This window comes from Lysobacter sp. N42, assembly GCF_004344885.1.
Genome location: NZ_SKFB01000029.1, coordinates 30,934 through 42,188, shown reverse-complemented (window position 1 = coordinate 42,188; position 11,255 = coordinate 30,934). Strand labels below are relative to the sequence as shown.

At 70.4% G+C, this 11,255-nt stretch carries 8 protein-coding genes; 3 read left to right on the top strand and 5 right to left on the bottom strand.

All coding sequences use genetic code 11. From position 1 onward, the window contains the following. From EYQ95_RS20895 to EYQ95_RS20880, 4 genes are all read right to left on the bottom strand, one after another. Positions 1–678: biotin/lipoyl-containing protein (locus tag EYQ95_RS20895; protein ID WP_207916579.1), on the bottom strand; the 678-nt coding region annotated here is incomplete at its 3' end. 20 nt (positions 679–698) lie between these two features. Further along, complete coding sequence (locus tag EYQ95_RS20890; RefSeq protein WP_132330136.1) at positions 699–1,703, bottom strand: alpha-ketoacid dehydrogenase subunit beta; 1,005 nt, start codon at positions 1,701–1,703, stop codon at positions 699–701. Beyond that, on the bottom strand, positions 1,700–2,773 hold the full coding sequence (gene pdhA / locus EYQ95_RS20885; protein ID WP_132330134.1) for a pyruvate dehydrogenase (acetyl-transferring) E1 component subunit alpha: 1,074 nt from the start codon (positions 2,771–2,773) through the stop codon (positions 1,700–1,702). Before pdhA ends, EYQ95_RS20890 begins: the two co-directional genes overlap by 4 nt. Positions 2,774–2,943: 170 nt before the next feature. Further along, a complete protein-coding gene (locus EYQ95_RS20880; protein ID WP_132330132.1) occupies positions 2,944–6,495 on the bottom strand; it encodes a lamin tail domain-containing protein in 3,552 nt (1,183 codons plus the stop codon). Positions 6,496–6,712: 217 nt separating this feature from the next. Here EYQ95_RS20880 and EYQ95_RS20875 point away from each other — a divergent pair, with 217 nt between their 5' ends. Beyond that, positions 6,713–7,588, top strand: a complete 876-nt coding sequence (locus EYQ95_RS20875; RefSeq protein WP_132330130.1) for a tryptophan 2,3-dioxygenase — start codon at positions 6,713–6,715, stop codon at positions 7,586–7,588. Between the two features lie 191 nt (positions 7,589–7,779). After that, positions 7,780–9,285: a peptide MFS transporter gene (locus tag EYQ95_RS20870; RefSeq protein WP_132330128.1), complete on the top strand. Its 1,506-nt coding sequence runs from the start codon at positions 7,780–7,782 to the stop codon at positions 9,283–9,285. A gap of 245 nt (positions 9,286–9,530) precedes the next feature. Here the strand turns inward: EYQ95_RS20870 and EYQ95_RS20865 are convergent, their stop codons facing one another. After that, on the bottom strand, positions 9,531–10,010 hold the full coding sequence (locus EYQ95_RS20865; protein ID WP_132330126.1) for a MarR family winged helix-turn-helix transcriptional regulator: 480 nt from the start codon (positions 10,008–10,010) through the stop codon (positions 9,531–9,533). Positions 10,011–10,130: 120 nt separating this feature from the next. Here EYQ95_RS20865 and hppD point away from each other — a divergent pair, with 120 nt between their 5' ends. Then, positions 10,131–11,213, top strand: coding sequence for a 4-hydroxyphenylpyruvate dioxygenase (gene hppD / locus EYQ95_RS20860; protein ID WP_165924808.1), 1,083 nt, complete (start codon positions 10,131–10,133; stop codon positions 11,211–11,213). The last annotated feature ends 42 nt before the right edge of the window (positions 11,214–11,255 follow it).

The window sequence follows — 11,255 nt, the reverse complement described above, 5'->3', positions numbered from 1 at the left end:
CGCGCGGGGCGCGGCGCCGCCCTGGCCGGCACGCGCGGAGCCGTCGGCGGCGGCGTTCTTGACGTCCTGCATGGTCACCACGCCATCGGCGCCGGTGGCGCGCACGCGGGTGATGTCCACGCCCAGCTTGCGCGCCAGCGCGCGCACCGCCGGCATCGCCTTGACGCCGCCGACCGCGACCGCAGCCTCGCTGCGCACGGCGTCCGACGATTGCATCGCGCCCACCACCGTGCCGGCGTCGGCGCGCTCGCCCGGCTCGCCCTTCGGCGCGGGCTTCGCATCGTCGCTGATCACGCCGCCGTCGTCGGAGGCGATGACCTTGTGGCCGTCGCCCACCGGCGCCTCGGTGCCGGCACCGCCGTGCGTCGCATGGGCCGCGCCGCCGCCGTGGTGGTGGCCGGTGTCCTGGCCTTCCGCGCGCTGCGGCATCGAGGGGTCGACCTCGAAGACCGCCAGCATCGTGCCGGTCACCACGACGTCGCCGGGGCCGCCGGCCAGCTTGAGCACCTTGCCCGACACCGGGGACGGCACGTCGACGACCGCCTTCGCGGTCTCCATCGACACCAGGTTGTCGTCGAGGCGGATCACGTCGCCTTCCTTGACGTACCACTCGACGATGGTCGCGTCCGGCAGGCCCTCGCCGAGGTCGGGGAGGAGGAAAGTCTTGGTCTGGCTCATTCGTCGGTCCTGGGAAAGGGTCAGCCGGCGGCCATCGCGCGCTTGGCGGCGGCGACCACGCGGTCCACGCTCGGCAGGTACTTCATCTCGAGGCGGAACAGCGGGATGTGGGTGTCGTAGCCGGTGACGCGCTCGACCGGCGCGAGCAGGTCGAACATCGATTCCTCGGCCAGGCGCGCGGCGATCTCGGCGCCGAAGCCCGCGGTCTTGGGGGCCTCGTGCACGATCACGCAGCGGCCGGTTTTGGCCACCGACTCGGCGATCGTCGCGAAGTCGAGCGGGCGCAGCGTGGCCACGTCGATCACTTCCGCGCTGATGCCCTCGCCGGCGAGCTTCTCGGCGGCCTCGAGCGTTTCCTTGACCTGCGCGCCCCAGGTGACCAGCGTGATGTCGGTGCCGTCGCGCAGCACGTAGCAGACGTCGAGCGGCAGCGCCTCGCCGTCGTCGGCCACCACTTCCTTGTACTGGCGGTAGATGCGCTTGGGCTCGAAGAAGATCACCGGGTCCGGGTCGCGGATCGCGGCGAGCAGCATGCCGTAGGCGCGCTGCGGCGAGCTCGGCATCACCACGCGCAGGCCGGGCACGTTGGTGAAGATCGCCTCGTTCGCCTCGCTGTGGTGCTCCGGCGCGCGGATGCCGCCGCCCCAGGGCACGCGCAGCACCATCGGGCAGGAGAGGCGCCCGCGCGTGCGGTAGCGCATGCGCGCGGCGTGGCAGACGATGAAGTCGACCATGGGGTACATGAAGCCGTCGAACTGCGCCTCGGCCACGGGCTTCATGCCCTGCGAGGCGAGGCCCACGGTGAGGCCGGCGATGGTCGTCTCGTCCAGCGGCGTATCGATCACGCGCTGCGATCCGAACTGCGCGTGCAGGCCGGCGGTGGCGCGGAACACGCCGCCGTTGACGCCCACGTCCTCGCCGAGCACGAGCACGGAGGGGTCGTTGCGCATTTCATAGGCAAGTGCCTGGGTGATCGCCTCGATCAGGGTGATCGCGTTTTCGGTCGGCTTGACCTGTGCGTTCATCGACGGCCCTCCAGGCTGATCGCGTACTCCCGTTGGGCGCGCAGGTCCTCCGGCATGTCGGCGTACAGGTAGTCGAACATGGCCTCGACCGGCTGCACCGGCGTCTCCAGGTAGGCGTTGATCTCCACGTCCACCTGCTTGCCGCATTCCTCGATCCAGGCCTTTTCCTGCTCCTCGCTCCACACGCCCTGTGCGACGAGGTGGTTGCGCAGGCGGATGAAGGGCTCGCGCGTCCAGGCGTCCTTGACTTCCTGCTCGTCGCGGTAGCGGCGGGCGTCGTCGGCGGTGGTGTGGTCGTGCAGGCGGTAGGTCATGAACTCGATGACGCTGCCGCCCTGGCCGCTGCGCGCGCGCTCGGTGGCGCGGCGCATGGCCTCGAGCACGGCGATGAGGTCGTTGCCGTCCACCTGCAGGCAGTACAGGCCGCCGGCGAGGCCCTTCTGGGCGAGCGTCATCGCGCCCGTCTGCGCGCCGCGCGGGACGGAGATCGCCCAGCCGTTGTTGATCACGCACAGCACCAGCGGCGAGGTGAACGCGCCGGAGGCATTGAGGCCGGCGTAGAAGTCGGTCTTGGATGAGCCGCCGTCACCGCAGCAGGCCACGGCCACGCGCGGCTCACCGCGCAGCTTGAAGGCCAGCGCCGCGCCGGACGCCATCAGGCACTGCGTGGAGATCGGCACGCACCAGGGGTAGTCGTGCTTCGGGCCGGAGAAGTCGTTGCCGCGCTCGTCGCCGCCCCAGTACATCAGCACCTCGCGCGGCTTCACGCCCCGCATGAACTGCGCGCCGTACTCGCGGTAGCTCGGGGCGAACACGTCCTCGGGGCGCATCGAGGCGCCGATGCCGACGTGGGTGGCCTCGTGGCCCAGGCAGGCGGCGTAGGTGCCCAGCTTGCCGGTGCGCTGCAGGCGGATGGCCTTGTCGTCGAACGTGCGCACGAACAGCATCTGCTTGAACAGCGGAAGCAGCGTGGAGGCGTCGCGGAAGGCCTCGGGAATCTCGGCCACCGGCGTTCCATCCGGGCCGAGGTACTGCAGGTATTCGATCTCGAAACTCGCGGCGAGCGTCATCGCGTGGGGATTCCGATGCGGCGGAAGAGCCGGCGATTCTAGCCGCCGGCCCGTTAAGCGGCATGGCGCGGCGCGTCACGCGTTTGCGCGGGACGAAAAAAGGCGCGGCCGCGGCCGCGCCTTTCGAGTGGTCCACGCAGGCCCGGATCGGCCACGTGGGCAATGCCGCCTCAGCGCGGCGGGCCGATCAGGATGCTTTCGTAGCGGTCCTCATCGTTCGCGGCGTTGCCGTCGGTGCTGCGCGTGCCCACGCGTGCATGCACGGTGAAGCGCGGATCGCCCGCGCGGCGCGGGGCGGTGATGCGGGCCCCGATGATCGGCTTGGCGCCCGCGGCGAGCTCCTGGGTGGTGCACAGGGCCTGGAAGCCGCCGGCCGCGGCCGCGACCTCGCAGTCCCAGCCCGCGGGTGCGTCGAGGGCGACGTTCGCCGCCGGCGCATCGCCCCAGAGCACCAGCTCCGGCGCCACGGCCAGGTCCGGACCGAGGTTGCCGACGCGGGCCACGTAGCGGCCCACGCTGCCGCGGCGCAGGTGGCGGCCGGGGCCGTCCAGCGCCACCGCGAGGTCGGCGGTCGAGACCACCGTGCTGGCGGCGCTCGCGGCGTCGTTGGCGGCCACGCGATCCTGCGACTGCGCGCTCACCGCCGTCAGCAGCGTGACCGTGCGGCCCAGCAGCGCGGCGGTGGCCGGTGCGCGCACGGTGAAGGCGGCCACCGCGTCGTCGGCCAGCAGCTCGCTGCGGCAGAGCAGGCGGGTGATGCCGGCCGGCGCGGCGTCGCTGCCGCAGTCCCAGCCGGTCGGCGCATCGACACGGGCGGCCACGTCGGCATCGAGATCGAAGGCGATCGCCGGGCGGTCGGCCTGCTGCGGGCCGAGGTTGGACAGGCTGACGTCGAAGCGCAGCTCGCCGCCGGTATGCGCCTGCGCGGGCGCAGAGGCGGCCACCGCCAGGTCGGCGATGCGGCGCGGCACGATGTAGGCGATCACCGGGTCGTGGTCGGCCAGGCGCGAGGGCGAGGTGGCATCGCTGCGGTTGGACTCGGGGAAGTCGGCATTGATGCGCGCGTGGTCGAGGAAGAGCTCGCGCGTGGCGACCACCAGGTCCTCGCTCACCAGCACGTGGTCGAGCGTCTGCGCATTGCCGCTGAACACGAACGAGTAGCGCTCCGACTGCGGCTCGAGCGTGCCGAGGTTGACCAGGTCGTCCTCGACGTAGTCGCCGCCGTCGCCCGCGACCGCGGTTTCGGCATCGGGCGCGGGCTGGCCGGTGACCGTGCCCATCACGTGCGCGAGGCCGTCGTTGAACTCGAAGGCGTTGAAGTCGCCCAGCACCAGCAGGCGCGCGTCGTCGGAGGCCTTTTGCAGCCCGTCGAGGAAGCCGGCCAGGAATTCGGCCTGGCGCTGGCGCTTGGCGCGCACGCGCTCGCCGGCGGGCGTGGCGTCCTCGGCGCCGTTGAGCGAGCGCTGGTGCACCACGACGACGTTCAACGGGAAGCTGCGGCCGTCGGCATGGTGGACCACCGCGTCGAGCAGCAGCGGCGGGCGGTCGTTGAGCAGCGCGGTGTTGCCGTCGGGCTGCGTCCACGTGGTGTCCTTGCCGATCTGCAGCACCTGGCGCACCTGCACGCGCGGCGTGCCCGCGGCGACGTCGGCCGTTTTCACCAGCACGGCCACGTCGATGCCGCCCGGGTCGTTGCCTTCGAACAGGTGGCCGACGTAGCGCGGATCCGCATCGCCCGCGGCTACCGCATCGGCGTTGAGCCTGGCGGCGAGGTCGTCGACCACCTTCTGGCTCTCGATCTCCACCAGGCCGACGATGTCCGGCGTGTGCAGGTACCCGCGGATGGCCAGTGAGGCCTTGGACAGGCGGCGCGCGTAGCCTTCGGTGGTGAGCGTGGCGTCGTCGGCCGCGCCGTCGTTGACGTCGTCGAAGAAGCGCTCGAGGTTGTAGCCGGCCACGGTGATGGCGTCCTCGGGCACCGCCTTCGCGGCGCGCGGCGCCATGCCCGGCGTGACCGCGCCGACGCTGTCGGGCAGCAGGGTGTAGCGGCGGAAGCCGTAGTCCAGCGGGCCGGTGAGGTTGGCGATGCGCGCGCCCGTGGAGACGTCCAGGCGCGTGCCGCCGATCGCGTCGCTGTCGACGGTGATCAGCTCGGGGTTGAAGTCCCACTGCGGGATGGGCGGGATCGTGCCGGCCGGCGGCGCGTCGGGCGCCTGGATGCCGGGCTCGCGGAACGGGCGCGGCAGGCCGGCCACGGTGCCGTGGAAGAGGCCGTTGCTGCCGCCGGTGGCGTTGCGCTCGTCGGTGAAGCCGTCGGTGGGCGCGGTGACCACGAAGTCGGGTACGGTCACGCGCATGCCTTCCACGCGCTCGAGCTGGTCGAGCGGGCCGGTGGGCGAGGGGAACGAGGTCGACAGTTCGACCGGCGCGGGCAGCGGATACGTCGCGGCATCCACCTCGGAGACCAGCACCGTGCCGCCGATCTCGGTCAGCGGCGCCTGGCCCGGGTCGTCGGTGGGCACGTACTCGATCACCGTGCCGCGGACCTGCACCCAGCGGCCCGGCGCGATGAAGTCGGGCATGGTGCGCAGGAAGACGAACAGGCCCTCGGAGGTGGCCGGGTCGGCATCGGCGTCCACGTCGCGGCTCTGGATGAAGAAGCCGGTGGACTTGCGGCCGGTGACGATGCCGCGCGTGGCGACCACGCGGCCGGCCAGCGGCGAGCGCTCGCCTGCGCCCTGGATCTGCGCGATGGGCACCAGCGGGAAGTCGTCGTTGACGATCGTTCCGGTGGCGCTGCCGTCGGCGATGTCCGCGCCCGTGGCGCTGTCGATCCGCACCTGCAGGGTTTCGTCGTCCTCGGGCAGCGTGTCGCCGGCGATGGTCACCAAGAGCTCGACGCGGTCGGCACCGGCGGGGATCAGCGCCTCGGCGTGGGCGACCGCGGCGTAGTCCTCGCCCGCGGTCGCGCTGCCGTCGGCGGTGGACCAGCGGATCGACACGCCGCCGGGACCGGCGGGCTGCGTGAGCGTGACGGGGAACGCGAGCGTGCGCGTGCCCGCCTGGCCTTCGGCGGCCTGCGCGTCGGCGATCGACAGCAGCGTGGCGACCACGCCGCCGCAGACGCGCGGCGCGCTGGCGGAATTGCGCGGGACGGGCGTGCCGGTGGCGAAGTCGATGGCGTTGTTGCCGGTGTCCGTGCAGCCCTCGTCGGCACGGATCGCGGCCGTGGTGTTGGAGAGGGTGGCCGTGGGCGAGCCTTCCGAGCAGTTGGCGGTGCTGCCGAAGCCCACGAAGTCGACCACCGCCCCGCCCAGCGGGCAGGTGCCGGCCAGCAGCGTGGTGTTCGACACCAGCGCCACCTTGCCGGCGCTGCCGCTCATGCCGATCGTGCCGGTGGCATCGGGCGTGGGCAGCGATACCGTGCCGCCGCTGCCATCGGCCTGCTTGACCAGGTAGTAGGCGCCCGGCGCGATGCTGCCGCTGAGCGTGGTGCGCTGCCAGGTCGAGCCCGTGCTGGACGCGTACTGCACCGACCATCCGTTGATGTCGACCGCGGTCGCGCCGGTGTTGTGCAGCTCGATGAAATCGCTGCGCAGCGTGGCGCCCGCATTGCCGCCGCCGCCGTAGACCTGGCTGATCACCACCTGCGCCTGCGCGCTGCCGGCCGCCATGACGGCCGCCAGGCCGAGCGCGGCGAGCCGCCCCGAGAATCGTTCCATGCTGTTTCCCCAGTGGATGGCCGGCGCGCGCCATCCCGTGCGCGTACCGGCCCGGCGGGAGCCGTGCCCCCTCGCTGATCGGCGCGGCCTGCCCGGCCGCGCGCCGCATGGGCCCGGCGGGCGCATGGAGCGGCCGGAATTGTGGCCGGATTCCGTTTCCGAAGTGTGACGCCCGTCGGCCCGCGGTACCCTTGGCCTCCGGCCATCGGGACAAGACATGAGCGTCGAGAACAACCAGCGTCCGCTGGAAAGCGGTGTCCATACCGACCTGTCGGGTCGCCTCACCTACGGTGGCTACCTGCAGCTGGACACGCTGCTGTCGGCCCAGCATCCGCTTTCGGACCCGCCGCAGCACGACGAGCTGCTGTTCATCACGCAGCACCAGGTCAGCGAACTCTGGATGAAGCTGATGATCCACGAGCTGCGCGCGGCCGTGGACTTCCTGCGGGAGGACGACATCGGCGCCTGCCAGAAGGTCTTCGCCCGGGTGAAGGGCATCCTGCGCCAGCTCACCGACATGTGGAGCGTGCTGGAGACGCTCACCCCGGCCGACTACATGAAGTTCCGCGACATCCTGGGGCCGTCGTCGGGCTTCCAGTCGCTGCAGTACCGCGCCATCGAGTTCCTGCTCGGCAACAAGAACGCGGCCATGCTGCGCGTGTTCGAGCACGATGCCGGCGCCCACGCGATGCTGCGCGGCGTGCTGGACGCCCCGAGCCTGTACGACGAGGCGCTGCGTTTTCTCGCGCGCCACGGCCATGCGGTGCCGGCGCGGCACCTCGCGCGCGACTGGTCGGTCGCGCACGTCTCCGACCCGGACCTGCTGCCCGCCTTCGAGCGCATCTACGAGGACCCGTCGACCCACTGGGCCGCCTACCAGCTCTGCGAGGACCTGGTCGACATCGAGACCCAGTTCCAGCTCTGGCGCTTCCGCCACATGCGCACGGTGATGCGCATCATCGGCTTCAAGCGCGGCACCGGCGGCTCCTCGGGCGTGGGCTTTCTCAAGCAGGCGCTGGAGCTGTCGTTCTTCCCGGAGCTGTTCGAGGTCCGCACCCGCATCGGCCTGCCGGCCAACGCCACGGCCTCCTAGCCCCGGCATGCCGGGCGCGGCGGGCACCGTATCTCCGTGCATGCGCGACCTCTCGCGGTCGCCATGCAGCGGTTTGCTGCATCGCAGCAAAGCCCCGCCCGTTTGACGGCTGCTCCCGCGGCCGGTAAACCTCGCGGTCCCGTGCGCCGGCACGGGGGCATTTCTTTTCGCATTCCGACAGGGGACACCGCATGAGCGGAGCCGCACCTTCCACCGGGCCCCAGCAGCCCGTACCCGAGTTCAGCCAGATCCTCGGGCATCCGAAACCGCTCTGGATGCTCTTCATGTCGGAGTTCTGGGAGCGCTTCGCGTTCTACGGAATCCGCTGGGCGCTGGTGCTGTACATCGTCGCGCAGTTCTACGGCGGCGACCCGTCCGGCGAGCAGCCGGCGGGCTTCATCTACGGCGCCTACCTGGCGCTGGTCTACGCCGGCGCGATCTTCGGCGGCTACATCGCCGACAAGGTGATCGGCTACCAGCGCTCGATCCTGCTGGGCGCGATCTTCATGGCGGCCGGCCTGTTCATGATCTCGATGCCGGACGAGAACCTGTTCAAGTTCGGCCTGGCGACGATTGTCGTGGGCAACGGCCTGTTCAAGCCGAACATCTCGACGATGGTGGGCAAGCTCTACGCGCCGGCCGACGAGCGCCGCGACTCGGGCTTCACGATCTTCTACATGGGCATCAATGCCGGCGCGCTCATCGCCCCGGTGCTCACGGGCTGGCTGGCCGAGCAGGTGTTCGGCAGCGACGGCGCCCCGGCGTACAAGGTCGTGTTCATCGCCTCCGGCATCGGCATGCTCATCTCGCTGGTGTGGTTCTACATGGGCCGCAGCCAGCTCAAGGGCATCGGCCTGCCGCCGGCGGGCGCCGAAAGCATGGCGCGCACGTGGATGACAGCGGCAGGCGGCGTGCTCGCGATCCCGCTGGTCTACTTCCTGCTCAACCTGGGCGCGGACACGCTGCAGTGGATCCTCAGCGCGCTGTTCATCGGCCTTGCGGTGATGCTGATCACCGAGGGCGTGCGCAACGGTGCCGTGGCGCGTGACAAGGTGATCGCGATGTTCATCATCTTCGCGTTCAACATCCTGTTCTGGATGTTCTTCGAACAGGCCGGCAGCTCCTTCACCTTCCTCGCCGACAAGATCGTGAACCGCGACTTCGGCGACTGGACCTGGCCGGTGGCCTGGTTCCAGAGCGTGAACTCGGTGGCGATCATCGTGTTCGCGCCGATCATGGCGTGGCTGTGGGTGCGCCTGGGCCGCGCGAATCCGTCGATCCCGCGCAAGTTCGGCCTGGGCCTGATCTTCAACGGCCTGGCCTTCCTGCTGCTGATGTTCGCGCTCGGTTCGCTGGTCGATCCGCAGTCGCTGAAGATCCCGTTCTGGACGCTGTTCGCCGTCTACGTCATCCAGTCCATCGGTGAGCTCTGCCTCTCGCCGATCGGCCTGTCGATGGTGACCAAGCTCGCGCCGATCCGCCTTGTCGGCCTCGGCATGGGCGGCTGGTTCCTCTCGACCGCGATCGGCAACAACCTCTCGGGCATCTTCGCCGGCCACGTCAGCGGCGAGGGCGGCATGAACGTGCAGTCGGCGCTGTCGGGCTACACCTTCGGCTTCTGGGCGCTGGTGATCCCGGGCGTTCTGCTGTTCCTGATCGCCCCGCTGATCCAGCGCCTGATGCATGGCGTGAAGTAAGCGCGTCGATGGATGCGAAGAAGGCGGCCTCCGGGCCGCCTTCTTTTTTCGGGGAGCGCAGTGCGCCGACAGGTCGGGTCCGGCATGCCGCGGGTTCCCGGCATTGGGCCGGGCTGGCCGCGTGCGGTGCTGTCGACGGCGCGCCACGGTGCCGGCCGCCGTGCGGACGGCGCGGGCGCCGCAGGTCGCGCGATGTCGGGGTGATGCGATCGGAGCCGAGCGCGCCCGCGATCCCGGCGACCGCTTCAGCCGCCCGCGAGATCCGCCTCGGCCTGCAGTTCGAGCTCGTCGAGCCGGTCGAGCAGGCGGAACAGGACCTCGCGCTCGTCGGCCGTCATCCCGTCCAGCAGGCGGCGCTCGAAGGCGAGGGCGAGCGGGGCGACGGCGTCGTGGATCGCCCGGCCCTCGGCGGTCAGGCGCAGCACCGAGCGGCGGCGGTCGTCGCCGTGGGTCTCGCGTTCGACGCGGCCGGCCTCCACCAGCCCCGCCACCGCGCGGCTCACCGCCACCTTGTCCATGGCCGTGCGCTGGGCGACCTCGCCGGCGGAGAGATCCGGATAGCGGCCCAGCACCGCCATCACGCGCCATTCGGTCACGCCCAGCCCGAAGCGCTCGGAGTAGACCCGCGCGATCGCGCCGCTCACCCGGTTGCTCAATACCGACAGGCGATAGGGCAGGAAGTGCTCGAGGTCGAGAGACGGGGACGCCTGCGGGTGGTCGGCCATGCGGCACTGCGCCTTGCAAGTAGTTTCATCTGAAACTATAAAGCCCGAACCCCGCGCCGCAAGCCCGGCGCGCCTTTCTTCCACGCCGCCACGGCGGCCGCCCACCGCGAGGACTCCCCCATGAGCGCGCAACCGAATCTCGGCATGCAGGTCACCACGTTCGAGAACCCCATGGGGATCAACGGCTTCGAGTTCGTCGAGTTCGCCGCGCCCGAAAGCCAGGGCGCGATGATGCGCGACTACCTCGAGCGGCTGGGCTTCACCGCCGTGGCCCGCCACCGCGACCGCGCGATCACCCTGTTCCGGCAGGGCGGCATCAACTTCCTGCTCAACGAGCAGCCCGATTCGTTCGGTTCGGACTTCGCGTCCAAGCACGGCCCCTCGGCCTCGGGCTTCGCGATCCGGTTCAGGAAGCCGGCGGAGCAGGTGCTCGAGCACGTGCTCGCCAACGGCGGCGCGCGCGTGGACTTCAAGCCCGAAACCGGCGTGGTGCCGGCTCCCGCCATCAAGGGCATCGGCGACTGCATGCTCTACCTGATCGACGACGGCTCCGATCCGTACGGCGAGTACGTCTTCTTCGAGGGCGTCGACCGTCACCCCAGGGGCTTCGGGCTCACCTTCATCGACCACCTCACGCACAACGTGTTCCTCGGGAACATGCAGACGTGGTCGGACTACTACGAGCGCCTGTTCAACTTCCGCGAGATCCGCTACTTCGACATCAAGGGCGCCAAGACCGGCCTGCTGTCGAAGGCGATGACCGCGCCCGACGGCGTCGTGCGCATCCCGCTCAACGAGTCGTCCGACGAGAAGAGCCAGATCAACGAGTACCTGCGCGCCTACAACGGCGAGGGCATCCAGCACATCGCGCTGTTCACCGACGACATCTACGAGACGGTCGAGGCCATGCGCGCGCGCAACATCGAGTTCCTGGACACGCCCGACACCTACTTCGAGGTGATCGACCAGCGCATCCCGAACCATGGCGAGGATGTGGCGCGGCTGGCGAAGAACAAGATCCTGATCGACGCCGACCCCGAGACCAAGCAGCGCAAGCTGCTGCAGATCTTCACCCAGAACGCCTTCGGCCCGATCTTCTTCGAGATCATCCAGCGCAAGGGCAACGAGGGCTTCGGCGAGGGCAACTTCCAGGCGCTGTTCGAGTCGATCGAGCGCGACCAGATGAAGCGCGGCGTGCTCTGAGCCGACAGGATCCACCGGCCCCTGCTTGCAGGGGCCTTCCGT

What these genes read in the sequence shown, in the direction of transcription:
- EYQ95_RS20875 (WP_132330130.1), top strand. Translation starts at nt 6,713, where the DNA reads ATGAGCGTCGAGAACAACCAGCGTCCGCTGGAAAGCGGTGTCCATACC.
- EYQ95_RS20865 (WP_132330126.1), bottom strand. Translation starts at nt 10,010, where the DNA reads ATGGCCGACCACCCGCAGGCGTCCCCGTCTCTCGACCTCGAGCACTTC.
- EYQ95_RS20880 (WP_132330132.1), bottom strand. Translation starts at nt 6,495, where the DNA reads ATGGAACGATTCTCGGGGCGGCTCGCCGCGCTCGGCCTGGCGGCCGTC.
- hppD (WP_165924808.1), top strand. Translation starts at nt 10,131, where the DNA reads ATGAGCGCGCAACCGAATCTCGGCATGCAGGTCACCACGTTCGAGAAC.
- EYQ95_RS20890 (WP_132330136.1), bottom strand. Translation starts at nt 1,703, where the DNA reads ATGAACGCACAGGTCAAGCCGACCGAAAACGCGATCACCCTGATCGAG.
- pdhA (WP_132330134.1), bottom strand. Translation starts at nt 2,773, where the DNA reads ATGACGCTCGCCGCGAGTTTCGAGATCGAATACCTGCAGTACCTCGGC.
- EYQ95_RS20870 (WP_132330128.1), top strand. Translation starts at nt 7,780, where the DNA reads ATGAGCGGAGCCGCACCTTCCACCGGGCCCCAGCAGCCCGTACCCGAG.